Genomic DNA, 15,373 nt, shown 5'->3' with positions numbered 1-15,373 from the left:
TATGGAGTGTGAATCCGTTACGGCGGTAGTTCGCCGTTTAAAGCATAATGTAGAAGGTGATTATACGTTGCGAAATATTGCGATGGTAGGCAATATTTTAGGCTTGCAACGAGCTTCGGCCGGACATTATTACATGTCTTTACATGATGAACAATGTTCCATACGGGCCATTTTTTTTAGAGGTCGTGTAGGAGCTATGATGGATGCCGTCAAAGAGGGCGATCAAGTAGTTGTTGTAGGATCGTTAAATGTATATGAAAAAGGAGGTTCTGTATCGTTTATTATTGAACGACTTTTTTCCCAGGGCATAGGCACGCTACAACAGCAATTGGAAGCACGTAAAAAAGCACTTGCCGCAGAAGGGCTTTTTGATGAAGCACATAAAAAAATGCTACCCCGTTTTCCGTGGCGTGTAGGGGTATTAACGTCAAAAACAGGGGCGGTGTTACATGATATTCATAAGATTGCGGCAGAGCGAAATCCGTATATTGACATTTGTTTGTATCCTATTCCGGTGCAAGGCGAGGCGGCTATTCCGGAAATTGTGCAGGCCTTACATGAAGCAGGTAATAATGAACGGTTGGATATATTGATTTTAGCTCGTGGCGGCGGTTCGTTAGAAGATTTATGGTGCTTTAATGATGAACAGGTCGTGCGTGCCGTATTTCAGACAAAGGTACCTATTATTACGGCGATTGGGCATGAAACGGATACTACGTTAGTGGATTATGCGGCGGATGTACGGGCGGCGACACCTACGCATGCCGCCGAGTTGGCTTTTCCGTCCATTACGGATATAGAAATGACGATTGCTCAAATGATGGATGTGGCAACGAAGCGTATACAGGTGTATATAGATGATTATATGCATAAGGTAGAACGGACGCTGCTGTCCGTGCGTCCTGAACAATATAAGACCGTATTGTCGTTACGTCAGGAACAGGTAGAGGCACAGTTGCGTCTGATGACACAGCGGTTAGCCTACATTTATGAACAGAAACAAGGGCAATTGGAAACACTTATGGCACGGCTTAATGGAGATAATCCGGCACGGTTAGCTGCCAAGGGGTATGGCCAAGTGTGTTGCAGGCGGCAACGGGTAAAACGAATAGCGGAGGTATCCGTTGGCGATTTGTTAGACATTCAACTGGTTGATGGGCAAATTCAAACAGTAGTAAAAGGAGTGAAACCGTATGATAAGGGGCAGTAAACAATTAACCGATTTTGAAGCGAATTATGAAGCGTTAGAATCCTTAGTCAAAACCTTGGAAAGCAAAGATTTGACGTTGATGGAATCGTTAGAAGTATATGAAAAAGCAATGAAAATGGGTGCTGCTTGCTCCCAGGCATTGGAACATGCACGCCAACGCGTACAGGCATTGGCCGAGGTGCAAGGGATTTCGGCACAGGAGTCAAGCGATGACGACATGTGAGGCGTATCTAAAAAAGCAAAAACAGTTGGTGGAAGCACGGTTACAAACCTTGTTACATACGGAGGATAAAGGGTTTGCATCGTTATATGAAGCGATGAATTATAGTTTACTCGCCGGGGGCAAACGGGTGCGACCAACGTTGTTACTGGCTACGGTAGAAGCGTTGGGTAAAACAGCGGCACCGTATCTGGATGTGGCTTGTGCGTTAGAATGCATACATACGTATTCGCTGATTCATGATGATTTGCCGGCGATGGATGATGATGCGTTACGGCGGGGGAAACCAACGAATCATGTGATGTTTGGTGAAGGTATGGCTATTTTGGCTGGCGATGGGTTGCTTACGTTTGCGTTTGAATTATTAGCCGCACAGCAGCAGATTGAGGCGGCGAAAAGGTGCCAATGCATGGCCGTTATTGCTCGTGCTGCCGGCCCCGCCGGGATGGTAGGCGGACAGGCCTATGATTTAAATGCTGAAGGTAATATGCATATTGGCGTAGAGGGATTACAATTTATGCATTACCATAAAACAGGAATTATATTTGAAGCGGCGATTGAAATAGCGGCTATTTTGGCGGACGCAACACCGGCTATTCGAGATTGTTTGCGGACATATGCCTATCAGTTAGGGTTGACATTTCAAATTACAGATGATATATTAGATTATTCCGGCGATGCAGCTATGTTAGGAAAACCGGTCGGTAGTGATGCCAAAAATCATAAGGCGACATATGTGACGTTATTTTCCTTAGCAGAAGCACGGTCGATGGCTCAAGAAGCGGCGACAAATGCGATTATGGCGGTGTCTGCATTGGGTGAAGAGGCGTGGTTTTTACGTCAGCTGGCAACGTATCTGCTGCAACGTGTGAGGTAAAAGAAGAGGGTATCTATGCAACAAAAAGAGCGACTGGATGTACTTTTAGTAGAAAAAGGGCTTTGTGAAAGCAGGGAAAAGGCGAAAGCTACCATTATGGCCGGGCTGGTGTATGTCGATAATAAGCGCGTGGATAAAGCGGGGACGAAAGTACTCGTGTCGGCACCCGTTACGGTAAAGGGAAAGGTCATGCCGTATGTCGGGAGAGGCGGCTTAAAATTGGAAAAGGCGATTGCTTCTTTTTCGCTTTCTTTAGAGGCTAAAACGATGCTGGATATCGGTGCTTCAACGGGTGGTTTTACAGATTGTGCCTTGCAACATGGTGCGGCTAAAGTATTTGCCCTGGATGTGGGATATGGGCAATTGGCGTGGTCGTTGCGTACGGATGCACGGGTCGTCAATATGGAACGTACGAATATACGGTATGTCACCTGTGAGGATATAGGAGAACCGGTTGATTTTATTTCTATTGACGTTTCCTTTATTTCGATTTTAAAAATTATGCCGGCGGTGGTTCCCTTATTACGGTGGGGCGGACAAATGGTCACCTTAATTAAACCGCAATTTGAAGCTGGTAGAGAATGCGTTGGCAAAGGCGGTATTGTGCGTAATGAAGCCGTTCATCGTGAGGTGTTGTTGCGTGTTATTGCGGGCATTCATGCACAGGGCATATCCCCCTTAGCGTTGACGTTTTCGCCGATTAAAGGTGCTGATGGTAATATTGAATATTTGTTGTTTTCTTGTAAAGAGGAAACACCGCGACTGCTTGTTACGCCGACGATGATCGATGCGGTCGTTAAGCAGTCTCATGAATTGTAGGTGAGCAGGTTGCGTATTGGAATTTTTCCGAATTTAACTAAACCCGAATGCGGGTTGTGGATCCCTTCGTTTATACAAGTATGCGAGAAACATGGGGTGGATGTGGTATTACCTTCTTATGTTTTAGAAAGTACACAAGCCATATATCGATCCATTGATGCTGCGTATTATCAGCCATGTGATGAACTGATGCCAACGATTGACATAGCCTTCATTTTAGGGGGCGATGGAACGGTACTGAAAATGGCCCGTTCATTTGCCCTGGCACAGGTGCCGGTGTGTGCGGTTAATTTTGGGTCTTTAGGATTTTTATTTGAAGTAGAACCGACGGAAGTAGAATATTGGTTGCCCCGCATATTGGCAGGGGATTATCATATAGAAGAACGCATGATGCTGAGTGCTGCCTTATGTGAGGGCGAGAACGTAAGCAAGGTCTTGCCCCTGGCGTTAAATGAAATTGTTATCGCCCATGGTAATGTCGGGAAAATGGTGCGGATCGATGTGTATATTGATGGTCATTTTGTTCAGCAATATCCCGGTGACGGTATTATCGTTTCTACGCCTACGGGGAGTACGGGATATAGCTTTTCCGGGGGAGGTTCGATTGTCGCCCCACAAGTAAAATGCCTGATGGTTACGCCGATTTGTCCCCATTTACTCTTAAAGACGCCGTTTATATTGGACGAACAAGCGGTGCTTACATTTTCTTCTGCCCCGAGTCGGAATAGTGTTCGCATTTCCATTGACGGGATGACGGATCAAGAACTTCCGCGTACGGTATCCTTGCGGGTAAGTCGGTCTGACTATGCATTGAAAATGATTAGATTTACAGAAAAGTATTTTTATACTAATTTATTTACGAAGTTGGCAGGAAAGAGTTAAGCGTAATGGAAATGTTACATCATGCCGTATCCCTTTGTCATATGCTCTTACGTCCCTATCTGCAACAGGCACATGTCGTGGTGGATATGACTTGCGGTAATGGCAAGGATACGGTGTTTTTAAAGCGATACATGCAAGATGGCGCACGCTTGTATGCCTTTGATATACAGCCGGTGGCCATAGCACGAACAAAAGAGCGATTGCTTCAGGCGAAGGTGTGGGATCCGTCGATTTGTTTGCGGTGTGGCTCGCATGAACAATTGGTCTTGGCAATAGAAGAAAATATTGATATTTGCGTGTTTAATTTAGGTTATTTGCCAAAAGGCAATCATGACATTCAAACTACATGTGCCACTACCATAAAAGCTATTAAATTTTGCTTGCATAAACTTTCTGAAAATGGGATAATTATGGTAGCTGCATATCCAGGTACACCCATAGGTAAAGAGGAAGCATTGGGGCTTGCTTCTTTTTTACAAAAACTACCGCAGTCGATGTTTCATGTATCTTTATGGAACCCGTTAAATCAAATACATGAACCGCCCATTTTATATATTATTCAAAAAAGAAAAACAAAAGGACGATAGGCTTACCGGAAAAAAGGAGAGGTTTAAAACATGAAGAGATTTCGATATTCAAAAATAAAGGAAATTGTACAGTCCAGACCTATTGAAACACAGGATGAATTAGCTAAGGCCCTGGAAGAAGAAGGCATTGATGTGACACAAGCTACGGTTTCAAGAGATATAAAAGAATTAATGCTTATTAAAGTACCGACTAGTGATGGTCATTATCGATATGCTCTTTCGCCTGAACAGAATTTATTGATGTCTAAAAATCGTATGGTACGGTTATTTCAAGATTCGGTTGTACGGGTAGATTCTGCGTTAAATCAAGTGGTTATTCATACCTTGCCGGGTTCGGCTAATCCTGTTGCGGCAGCAATTGATCATGCCCGTTGGGAACATGTCTTAGGTACCTTGGCTGGGGATGATACTATTTTGATTATTATGCGTAGCGAAGAAGCAGTCAAACCATTGGTAAAACTTCTGTTTTCGTTAATGAATGAATGAGGTTTTTATGCTACAGTATCTTCATATTAAGCATTTTGCGTTGATTGAAGATGTACACATTCACTTTGGCGATGGATTGACGATTTTTACCGGTGAAACGGGTGCAGGTAAATCGATTCTTCTTGATGCTATTGGAATGTTAGCCGGAAAGCGTGCTTCAGCTTCCTTCGTGCGACAAGGCACGGAGTCATTTTGGGTTGAAGGCGCTTTTTTTCTATCTACACCAGATGAAGCATTACAACGCATTTTGTTAGAAAATCATATTGAAATGGAAGATGGCCAATTGGTCATTGCAAGAAAATGGCAGCGCAATGGACGAGGAACGGTGTTGGTTAATGGGACACTGGTACCGCTTGTGGTGGCAAAACAAATCGGCGATTATCTTTTAGATATTCATGGGCAATACGATAATCGCTTGATTTTTGATCCCTTGTATCATGTCGATTTATTGGACGGCTTAACACCGGAGGTACAGGCGGCACGTGCTGCTTATGATGAGGTGTATCGCACATGGCAAACCCTTGCCCATGAGGTAAAAAAATTAAGTCATGATGAAAGTGAAAAAGCACGTCTGTTATCGGTGTTGGATTTTCAGATAAAAGAAATTGAAAAGCATAACTTAAAAATAGGCGAAGATGAAGCATTAGAGAAAAAAGTTCGACTAGCATCAAAGGGCGAACATATCAAAAATAATATGCGTGAGTTGGTATATACGTTTGACGGTAGTGATAGGCAAGCCGGGGTCTTAGAACAAGCGGAAACGGTGCAACGCCTGTTAGGAAAGATGGGGACGTATGAACCCTTGTTTCAACAAGTCGAAGCACGCTGGGAAACGCTGGTGTATGAGCTGAAAGATGTCTATGAGAGCCTCGTGACATATGCTGATGACGTTGAGTTTGATGAACAGGCCCTTGATGCAATGCAAGAACGACTTGCGAAAATGGAAAAGTTAAAACGAAAATATGGGCCTTCCATTGAGGATATTTTAGCGTTTTTACAACACGCAAAGCAAGAATATCAGAAATTAGAAGATGTGGATAATCAGCTGGCACGGGTAAAAAAGAAATTGGTCGCCGCACAGCAGCAGGCAAAAGAAAAAGCACAAGCATTATATGACGTGCGTCTTCACGTAGCCAAGCAGTTTCAACAGTCGATGACAGAAACGCTGGGAAAATTAGGCATGCCGCATAGTCAAATCAGGTTTCACATCGAACCGATGGAAACGGTAACGGCGATAGGGGCGAAGGTAGTCGAATTGTATTTTTCCGCCAATAAAGGGGAAGCGGTTCAACCATTAGCGAAAATTGCTTCGGGCGGGGAAGTTTCGCGTATTGCCCTGGCTTTAAAATCCATCGGGGAGCGGAAGCAATCCGATAAAACAAGGATTTTTGATGAAATTGATGTCGGTATTAGCGGTCAAACGGGGGTACAAGTGGCGAAGCACATGCATCAATTATGTCAGCAGGAACAGGTTTTTTGTATAACGCATTTGCCGCAAACGGCAGCTGCGGCAGATAAGCATTATGTTATTTATAAAAAAGAAGAAAAGGGACGGACGATTTCACAAGTTAAATTGCTTTCACCACAAGAACATGTGCAAGAGATTGCACGTATGTTTACGGGCGATGATGTGCGAGAAGAAGGGATAGAGGCGGCACGAACGTTAATTCGCCAAAGTAAAGATGCAGATGAAAAGGGAAATTCCTTGACGTAAATTGAATAAAGGGTATATAGTAGGATTACCTTTTTTATGAATATAAGGATGGTGATAGTATGATTAGTGTACTTGTCAATGGTGCAGATGGACGAATGGGAAGTGAAGTTGTCAAAGCCGTAATAGCTGATCCGGAATTAAGGTTAGTCGGTGGGGTTAGTTTATCTCATGTCGGTGAAGATATAGGTACGGTCATTGGTATTCCCTACACAGGCCTGTGTATAGTGGATGATCTTAAAAAGGCGTTACAACTATATCAACCACAGGTTGTCGTTGATTTTACAACGCCTGCCGCCATTTATAAAAATGCGGAAATTTGTTTACAGCAGGGTGTTAATATGGTTGTCGGTACGACCGGGCTGACGGCAGCACAGCGTGAACAGTTAGGCAAATTAGCCACAGCGAAAGAGGTAAGTATTTTTATTGCACCTAATTTTTCCATTGGGGCAGTACTTATGATGCGATTTGCTAAAGAAGCGGCACCTTATTTGCCGGATGTAGAAATTATTGAATTGCATCATAATAATAAATTAGATGCACCTTCAGGAACGTCGATTATGACCGCCAATTATATTGCGGAAGCACGGCAAGCCGCTAAGGTGGAAGCCGCCGTTGATCGGACGCAAGAAAGCTTGGCTGGGGCTAGAGGGGCGACAGTAGCCGGTATTCCTGTCCACAGTGTACGGTTGCCCGGGTATGTTGCTCATCAGCAAGTGCTGTTTGGTGGCTATGGAGAATTATTGACGATTCGACATGATTCACTAGATCGTAAATCGTTTATGCCCGGTGTGATCTTAGCGATAAAAAAAGTTCAGACAAAGATAGGATTGACATTTGGGTTAGAGCATTATTTATAAACAAGAGAGGAAGTTGAAAGACCATGAAAAAGCCTGTTGTAGCTATTTTGGGTGCCACCGGGGCAGTAGGACAAGAATTTATTCGCTTAATTGAGGAACGCCAATTCCCTTATAGTAAGTTGATTTTGTTGGCATCATCGCGTTCGGCCGGAAAAAAAATGAGTGTTAATGGCCACGTATATACCGTAGAAGAAGCCACGCCGGAGTCATTTACGGGTGTCGATATAGGGCTGTTTGCGGGCGGCGCTATTAGTAAGACCTTAGCACCTGAAGCAGCGAAACGGGGCTGTGTTGTCATTGATAATTCAAGTGCCTTTCGTATGGATAAAACGGTACCATTGGTTATCCCTGAAATCAATGCGGCAGATATTGCCATGCATCAAGGCATTATCGCCAATCCAAATTGTTCGACCATTATTATGCTCATGGCGTTAAAGCCGATTTATGACCTGTCGCCCATTACGAAAATCATCGTTAGCACGTATCAAGCCGTATCCGGAGCAGGTAAAGAAGGCATTGAAGAATTGGAAACGGAAGTGAAAGACTTTTTACAGGGCAAAGAAATGCAAGCACATATCTTGCCTACGAAAAGTTTAGATACGCATTATCCGATTGCCTTTAATCTTATTCCCCATATAGATGTGTTCTTAGATAACGATTATTCTAAGGAAGAAATGAAGATGGTACATGAAACGCATAAAATTTTACATCAGGATACGATTGCCATTACGGCAACGACGGTACGAGTTCCCGTATTTCGCAGTCATGCCGAATCGATATATGTGGAAACGGAAGAACCCGTTAGCGTAGAGGCCGTTCGGCAGGCACTTGATGCGTTTCCGGGCGTGCAAGTAGAAGATGATCCGGTACATATGAAGTATCCTATGCCGTTATATACATCAGAAAAATATGATTGTTATGTCGGTAGAATTCGTAAGGATTTATATAATGAAAAAGCTGTTAATTTGTGGGTTTGCGGGGATCAAATTCGCAAAGGGGCAGCGTTAAATGCCTTGCAAATTGCAGAATATATGTTAGCTCATGATTTACTCTTATAAAGGAGTGATGGTAGATGAATCATTTTGGTAATGTTATTACGGCGATGATTACCCCTTTTCATGCGGATGGATCCGTTGATTATGAAGCGGCGGCTTCCTTGGCAACGTATTTGTGTGAACACGGTTCTGATGGGGTATTAGTTGCAGGTACTACGGGTGAAGGTGCTACGTTGACAGAACAGGAAAAGTTGACCTTGTTTACAACGATTGTGGATGCCCTAGGGAAAAAGGCCACCGTGATTGCTAACGTAGGAAGTAATAATACGGCTCAAACGATTGCGTTTGCACAAAAAGCGGCAAAAACGGGGGTAGATGCGTTACTGGTTATTACGCCGTATTATAATAAACCAAATCAAGCCGGTTGTTATGCCCATTTTGCAGCGGTTGCTCAAGCGGTTTCCTTACCCATCATTCTGTATAATGTTCCCGGTCGTACGGGGGGAAAAGTGGAAGCACAAACGGTGGTGCGTTTGGCCCGTGATTTTACGAATATTGTGGGCATAAAAGAAGCGAGTGGCGATTTGGTAGCCGCTACGATGATTGCTAGAGATACGCCGGACGATTTTATGCTATATAGTGGGGAAGATAATTTGACGTTACCCTTATTAGCGGTCGGCGGCTGCGGTATCATTAGTGTGGCTTCCCATCTTATTGGCCAGGCGTTGCAAGAAATGATAGTTGCATATAAACAACAAGATGTAACAAAGGCGTGCCGGTTGCATCAGCAACTGTTGGATGTATGTAACGGTGTTTTTTGTACGGTTAATCCGATACCCGTTAAAACATGTTGTCATATGCTTGGCTTAGCCGAAGAAGTATTTCGGTTGCCCATGGTGAAAGCGTCAGCCGCAGAGAAAGCATTTTTACGTACCATGTTAGAGAAGGCACAGATTATATCCCCTTCGTAAGGTAAACATAAAACAGCAGTTGATATATATCAACTGCTGTTTTTATATCGTTATGGGTACACCTATACGGATATTCATAGCCATTGTAACCAGGGTGTACCGCGGACAACTTGCATTCTTTATGGGTATTGCTTATAATAAAATATAATTTATGTATTCAACTAGGGGTGATTTTATGGGATTTATTAGTTCACTTTTTAAGCATGAACCAACAGGTATAAAAAAACAAATTTCTATTACGGGGATGACTTGTCAACATTGTGTGAAGCATGTTAAAGAGGCCTTGCAACAAATACAGGGCGTAAAGAAAGTAGATGTATCTTTAGCGGCGGGACAAGCAAGTGTGATTATCGCCGATGACGTGACGGACGACATGATGAAACAAGCCGTTGAAGAGGCAGGCTATCAAGTTACATCTATTCATTAAATATAGCGTAAAAAAAGTATTCACCGCGTGAATACTTTTTTTTTACCGTAAATGGCGAATGAGTTCCTCCGGTACAGGCGAAGGATTATGCGTGATATAGTAGCTATCCACCTTGGGCGGAGCGAAATCTAACAAGGGAATAATACGCAGATGACCCTGCCTTATATCATCTTCAATTAAGCTTCTGGGTAAAAACGTATAACCCAAGCCATCGAGGATATATTGGGGCAGTTTGGTGCTATTATCTATTTCCATAGAAAAACGATGATGCTTGGGAAATAAATCTTGAATATATATACCTACTCCTTGTAAGGCAAAATTGCAAAATAAATAATCAATATGGGGCAAATCATTTTTAGAAATACCTTCGGCATAATCGGTTATTTTTTTATGGCACACTAACACCAACGGATCCGTACGATAAGGCCGAGAAATATAGCCATCGCGAAATAAAGGACTAAAAGAAAAGACCGCATCCAACATATTTTCTTGCAACTGCAAGAGCATATCCGGCGTATGACTGATCGTGATAGCTAAGGAAATATTCGGCTTTGTGGCCAAAAAGGAACGGATCTTTTTTTGTAAGTGACATTCGTAAATCGTATTTGTCGTGCCTAGATGGATGTGCTGTGCATACGTAGGAGATTGTGTCACTTCTTGTAAGGCTGTCGTTTCCAGGCGAATAAAATGTTGTGCATAAGGAAGAAATTTTTGACCGGCGGTGGTTAAGGTTACTTGTTTGTGATTGCGAGCAAACAGCGATACCCCTAATTCCGCTTCTAAATCTTGCATGCGGTTGGTAATCGTAGATTGGGCTACATAAAGTTGGCGAGCCGTTTTGGTGAAATTTTTGATTTGTGCTAGAGCGAGAAACGTGCGTAAGGTGGTCGTATCCATATATCCTCCAATAATCATAAAAACGAATTGTAGTAATTAGAATAATCTATTTTACACATTGCATATGGATATTATATAATAAAAAATAATGGTAGACAATTCTTGTGGTACTTTTTTATTTAATTTTTATATAAAAAGAGGGATAGGTATGAATAAGAAAATAGTTCCTTTTACAGAAAAGCAAATTCGCGACATGATTAAGCAATATCCAACGCCGTTCCATATTTATGATGAAAAGGCCATTGTTCAGAATGTACGAAAACTGATAAAGGCCTTTGCGTGGGCACCGTCATTTAAAGAATACTTTGCCGTGAAAGCCACGCCTAATCCGTACATTATGCGTGTATTGCAAAACGAAGGAGTAGGTGCGGATTGCAGTTCCCTGGCAGAATTAATATTGTGTGAAAAAGTGGGCATTACGGGAAAAGATATTGTTTTTTCCTCTAACGATACACCCAAGATCGAGTATCAAAAGGCCATGGAAATGGGAGCACTCATCAATTTGGATGATATCTCCATGATTGCTTATTTAGAAGAAATGGGACCCTTGCCCGATGCTATTTGTGTACGGTATAATCCGGGCCCGTTGTTACAAGAAGGAAACGCCATTATTGGTAAACCGGAAGAAGCAAAATACGGATTAACAAGAGAGCAAATTTTTGCAGCCTTTCAGGAATTGCAACAAAAAGGAGTTTCACATTTTGGCTTACATACGATGGTTGTTTCCAACGAATTGAATGTGTCAGGTCTTATTCATACAGCTAAAATGATGTTTGAATTAGCTGTGGAAGTAAAAGAAAAACTGAGCATTGCCGTAGACTTCATTGACTTTGGCGGCGGCATAGGCTTGCCGTATCGCCCGGAAGAATCATTTGTTGACTATGATGAACTTAGTGCAGGCATCAAGCGATATTTTGAAGAAATAATGCGTCCGCACGGGTTAGATAAAGTGAAATTGGCATTTGAATGCGGCCGTGCTATTACAGGCCCTTACGGCTATTTGGTGACGACAGCCATTCATCATAAACATATTTGGAAAGAATATATTGGCGTAGATGCTTGTATGGCTAATTTGATGCGTCCGGGGATGTATGGTGCGTATCATCATATTACCGTATTGGGCAAGGAAACACAGCCCCTCGATCATGTATATGATGTGACCGGATCCCTTTGCGAAAATTGCGATAAATTTGCCATTGATAGAGCATTACCGAAAATAGATGAAGGGGATATCTTAGTCATTCATGATACGGGTGCACACGGACATTCGATGGGCTTTAACTATAATGGAAAATTACGTTCAGCTGAGTTACTTTGGCATGAAGATGGCACGGTTACTTGCATTCGCCGTGCAGAAACAGTAGATGATTTATTTGCGACCTTAGATTTTTCGCAGCTATAAAATATACAGTTGCTTCTATCTCTTAAGCAGCTACATGTAGCTAATTTCTTTTTTTGAATTAGCGGCGTACTCCGTAGTCATACAGCGTACGCCGCTTTTTTGTATGCTGCGGCTGCATAACCGCATCTATACAGAGCTTATGCGATTTACGCAAATAGCGAAACCGGGAATCCGTTACCCCTTTTAACAACGGGATACAAAAAAACGTATGCATTTATCTATGCACGCTCAGCAGAACAACTCTTTTAGCGTTGATATACGCACAAAATCATGATAACATGAATTAAACATAGGAAAACAACAATGGCTGTTCACTGGAAAACGTGTGTGCAGGGTATAATGGAGAGCGTATTTTCTTCGGCTAAGTTTGATAGTTTGCCCGAACTTTTATTAGCACGAGTGTTAGAAAAAGATGCCGATGTGATTGCCAAAGAAAAACAAGCCGTCAAATATTGTGAGGATGTAAGCGACTGGTCTTATAAGAGGCACAAAAAAGAATGGCGCTATGTATTTATTCCTTCTACGAAAGTACAAATAAACTCCTCCTTTAATACGCTTGCCAAGCGTTTTATGGTGACCAAGAACTGAACTGTACTCGTTCTTATAGAAGCCCGTTGCGACAACACGGGCTGCCCGTCAAACGCCTCCGGTAATGACGACAACAAGCACCGCCTGCTTCGTGCCACATGCACGGGAGGCGGTGCTTGTTTTTATGCGAAGGGGCGTTGCCGGTTGGTTTTTATCCTTTGGAAAAAGGGTTCTCAGGTGGTTGTATTTTTTAGTAGGCTTGCTTTCATGATATAATTAAACCATATGTAAAGGGGAGATTGATATGGATAATGTACAACGGAGAAAACAGATTATAGAGATACTTAATGAAGCCGATGCCCCTGTGAATGGAACGACGTTAGCGAAAATGTGCAAGGTGAGTAGACAAATTATTGTCGGGGATATTGCTATGTTAAGAGCTAAAGGGCGTAATATTATTTCCACGCCGCGGGGATATCAGTTATTGCACGTAGAGCCGGTGGGTTGTCGGCGGTTAATGGTGTGTAAACATGGCGTGGAATTGATGCAGCTGGAATTAGAAACGATGGTGGATAATGGCGGTGTAGTGGAAAATGTGTTGGTGGAACATGAGGTGTATGGTGAATTAGAAGCAAAATTAAATCTTCGCTCACGGCGTGATTTGCAGCAATATATGACGTTGATGCAACAATCGCATGCTGCTTTATTGTCTTCTTTAAGCGGCGGCATTCATATGCATTCTATATTTGCTATGTCCGAAGAGGAGTTAGATGTTATTGAAGAAAAATTAGCTGCTTTAGGTATTTTATATAAAGGATAATGCAGGATAAGGAAAAAGAAAAATCTCCACTTGCTTTTTTGCGTGCTGACGTGTATTATATGTATATACAGCTGTCATGACAATAGAAAAGGTGTGATATACATGATTTTACAACGTTTGGAAGCATTGCCGGTTAGCAAGTTTCATTATAAATTGTTGCTCGTAACTGGCTTAGGATGGATGTTTGATTCTTTTGATACGGGGCTGATTGCATTTGTATTGCCCTTGCTTGCTAAAGAATGGGGCTTAACAACCGCACAAATGGGGGTTGTCGGTAGTATCGGTTTGGCAGGAATGGCGTTAGGTGCAGTCGTCTCAGGTTCTCTTGCTGATCGATGGGGACGAAAAAATGTTTTTTGTGTGACGATTTTGCTATATAGCCTGGCTACGGGGTTATGTGCATGGGCACCGACGTACAATATATTGTTATTGTGCCGTTTTTTGGTAGGATTTGGCTTAGGCGGCGAATTGCCCGTTGCGGTTACGTTAGTTTCTGAATATGTACCTGCTCGTGTGCGGGGACGGTTTATTGTTTTGTTAGAAAGTTTTTGGGCTGTTGGTTGGATTTTAGCGGCTTGCATTGCGTATTTCTTTATTCCTCAGTATGGGTGGCGTATTACCTTTGTGATCGGTGCGTTGCCGGCACTTTATGTATTTTTTGCACGCATTCATATGCCTGAATCTATTCGTTATTTAGTAGATAAAGGCAGGATCAAGGAAGCGGAAGATATTATTCGGTCGTTAGAAAGAAACGTACAGCAGGTGGCAACTTCTGTGACTGCGGAAATTGGTGCGGTTACGGAAAAACCTCATTTTTCTACCTTATGGAATCCGAATTATCGAGTACGGACGTTTTTGTTGTGGCTCGTATGGTTTGGCATCATTTTCAGCTATTATGGTATTTTTATGTGGTTGCCATCGTTAGTGTTTAAGCAGGGATTTGCTATTGTAAAGACCTTTGAATATGTCTTGATTATGACGTTAGCACAGCTCCCCGGATATTTCAGTGCGGCTTTATTAGTTGAATCGTGGGGACGAAAAAATACATTGGCTGTGTATTTGTTAGGAAGTGCTGTGGCAGGGTATTTCTTTGGTAATGCTAGTTCCGTGTCCGTTCTGCTTATATCGGGTGTATGCATGTCTTTCTTCAATTTAGGTGCATGGGGCGTTTTATATACGTATACACCGGAACAATATCCGACCGCTATTCGTGCGATGGGAAGCGGTTGGGCTGCCGGTTTTGGTAGAATTGGCGGCATCGTTGCCCCGCTTTTAGTAGGTCATTTATTGGGGAAAGCTGTGGGTATGCATGTCATATTCTATTTGTTTGCACTTGTCTTTTTCGTTATTGCTGTTGCTATTTTATTTTTGGGACGGGAAGGTAAAAAGCAAGTATTAGAAGAGGCTAGTTTGTAAACGGTCAGATAAGATAGGGTAAAAACAAAAAAGATACGATTTATCGTATCTTTTTTGTTTTTTAGCAAGGGAAGGTGGAGCGTGTTTGGTAGACTACAAAAATATAGGTATAATTTTTGCCGGAAGTATTGACAGGTTTGCGTTTTAGTGATAATCTTTTGTATGTTACATCATAGTTATAGAAAAGAATAAAAATTATTTTATTGCTATTTTGTAAAAATCAAAAAAACGCTTGACAAACGAAAAAGAGTTTGTTAAGATGTAC

General features: G+C 42.4%; 17 protein-coding genes. 16 read left to right on the top strand and 1 reads right to left on the bottom strand.

Annotation, left to right across the window (positions count from 1 at the left end):
* The first annotated feature begins 1 nt into the window (after position 1).
* The 12 genes from xseA (at position 2) to HMPREF3182_RS00065 (ending at position 10,045) form a co-directional block, all read left to right on the top strand.
* Complete coding sequence (gene xseA, locus HMPREF3182_RS00120) at positions 2-1,210, top strand: exodeoxyribonuclease VII large subunit (protein WP_007392891.1); 1,209 nt, start codon at positions 2-4, stop codon at positions 1,208-1,210.
* Complete coding sequence (xseB, locus tag HMPREF3182_RS00115) at positions 1,194-1,433, top strand: exodeoxyribonuclease VII small subunit (RefSeq protein WP_007392903.1); 240 nt, start codon at positions 1,194-1,196, stop codon at positions 1,431-1,433. Before xseA ends, xseB begins: the two co-directional genes overlap by 17 nt.
* On the top strand, positions 1,420-2,307 hold the full coding sequence (locus tag HMPREF3182_RS00110; RefSeq protein ID WP_007392929.1) for a polyprenyl synthetase family protein: 888 nt from the start codon (positions 1,420-1,422) through the stop codon (positions 2,305-2,307). The genes xseB and HMPREF3182_RS00110 overlap by 14 nt, the downstream gene beginning before the upstream one ends.
* Before the next feature lie 15 nt (positions 2,308-2,322).
* Positions 2,323-3,126, top strand: coding sequence for a TlyA family RNA methyltransferase (locus HMPREF3182_RS00105; protein ID WP_007392877.1), 804 nt, complete (start codon positions 2,323-2,325; stop codon positions 3,124-3,126).
* Positions 3,127-3,135: 9 nt separating this feature from the next.
* A complete protein-coding gene (locus HMPREF3182_RS00100) occupies positions 3,136-4,008 on the top strand; it encodes an NAD(+)/NADH kinase (protein ID WP_062484811.1) in 873 nt (290 codons plus the stop codon).
* Positions 4,009-4,013: 5 nt separating this feature from the next.
* Complete coding sequence (locus HMPREF3182_RS00095) at positions 4,014-4,595, top strand: tRNA 5-(aminomethyl)-2-thiouridylate-methyltransferase MnmM (protein WP_007392884.1); 582 nt, start codon at positions 4,014-4,016, stop codon at positions 4,593-4,595.
* A gap of 30 nt (positions 4,596-4,625) precedes the next feature.
* A complete protein-coding gene (gene argR, locus HMPREF3182_RS00090; RefSeq protein WP_062484808.1) occupies positions 4,626-5,081 on the top strand; it encodes an arginine repressor in 456 nt (151 codons plus the stop codon).
* A gap of 7 nt (positions 5,082-5,088) precedes the next feature.
* Positions 5,089-6,795 (top strand): DNA repair protein RecN, encoded by a 1,707-nt coding sequence (recN, locus tag HMPREF3182_RS00085; RefSeq protein WP_062484806.1) that lies wholly within the window; start codon positions 5,089-5,091, stop codon positions 6,793-6,795.
* A 59-nt stretch (positions 6,796-6,854) separates the two neighbouring features.
* Entirely contained in the window at positions 6,855-7,652 is a 798-nt protein-coding gene (dapB, locus tag HMPREF3182_RS00080) for a 4-hydroxy-tetrahydrodipicolinate reductase (protein WP_007392862.1), read from the top strand.
* 23 nt (positions 7,653-7,675) lie between these two features.
* A complete protein-coding gene (locus tag HMPREF3182_RS00075; protein ID WP_062484804.1) occupies positions 7,676-8,710 on the top strand; it encodes an aspartate-semialdehyde dehydrogenase in 1,035 nt (344 codons plus the stop codon).
* Between the two features lie 14 nt (positions 8,711-8,724).
* Positions 8,725-9,618 carry a 4-hydroxy-tetrahydrodipicolinate synthase gene (dapA, locus tag HMPREF3182_RS00070; RefSeq protein WP_062484802.1) on the top strand — a complete coding sequence of 298 codons (894 nt, stop codon included), beginning with the start codon at positions 8,725-8,727 and terminating at the stop codon, positions 9,616-9,618.
* 175 nt (positions 9,619-9,793) lie between these two features.
* Entirely contained in the window at positions 9,794-10,045 is a 252-nt protein-coding gene (locus HMPREF3182_RS00065) for a heavy-metal-associated domain-containing protein (protein ID WP_007392901.1), read from the top strand.
* Positions 10,046-10,087: 42 nt separating this feature from the next.
* On the opposite strand, the gene HMPREF3182_RS00060 is transcribed toward HMPREF3182_RS00065, so the two are convergent.
* The gene (locus HMPREF3182_RS00060; protein WP_062484800.1) at positions 10,088-10,942 is read right to left on the bottom strand and encodes a LysR family transcriptional regulator; all 855 of its coding nucleotides are present in this window, start codon (positions 10,940-10,942) and stop codon (positions 10,088-10,090) included.
* A gap of 148 nt (positions 10,943-11,090) precedes the next feature.
* Here HMPREF3182_RS00060 and HMPREF3182_RS00055 point away from each other — a divergent pair, with 148 nt between their 5' ends.
* The 4 genes from HMPREF3182_RS00055 (at position 11,091) to HMPREF3182_RS00040 (ending at position 15,108) form a co-directional block, all read left to right on the top strand.
* A complete protein-coding gene (locus HMPREF3182_RS00055) occupies positions 11,091-12,344 on the top strand; it encodes a diaminopimelate decarboxylase family protein (protein ID WP_007392906.1) in 1,254 nt (417 codons plus the stop codon).
* Positions 12,345-12,683: 339 nt separating this feature from the next.
* On the top strand, positions 12,684-12,932 hold the full coding sequence (locus tag HMPREF3182_RS00050; RefSeq protein WP_206445525.1) for a hypothetical protein: 249 nt from the start codon (positions 12,684-12,686) through the stop codon (positions 12,930-12,932).
* A 244-nt stretch (positions 12,933-13,176) separates the two neighbouring features.
* Complete coding sequence (locus tag HMPREF3182_RS00045; protein ID WP_007392875.1) at positions 13,177-13,692, top strand: transcription repressor NadR; 516 nt, start codon at positions 13,177-13,179, stop codon at positions 13,690-13,692.
* 102 nt (positions 13,693-13,794) lie between these two features.
* The gene (locus tag HMPREF3182_RS00040) at positions 13,795-15,108 is read left to right on the top strand and encodes an MFS transporter (protein WP_062484797.1); all 1,314 of its coding nucleotides are present in this window, start codon (positions 13,795-13,797) and stop codon (positions 15,106-15,108) included.
* Positions 15,109-15,373: the final 265 nt, after the last annotated feature.

This window comes from Megasphaera hutchinsoni (assembly GCF_001553405.1).
In the GTDB taxonomy this organism is placed as follows: domain Bacteria; phylum Bacillota; class Negativicutes; order Veillonellales; family Megasphaeraceae; genus Megasphaera; species Megasphaera hutchinsoni.
The sequence above is the reverse complement of the archived record's forward strand: the minus strand, read 5'-3'. Positions and strand labels throughout refer to the sequence as shown.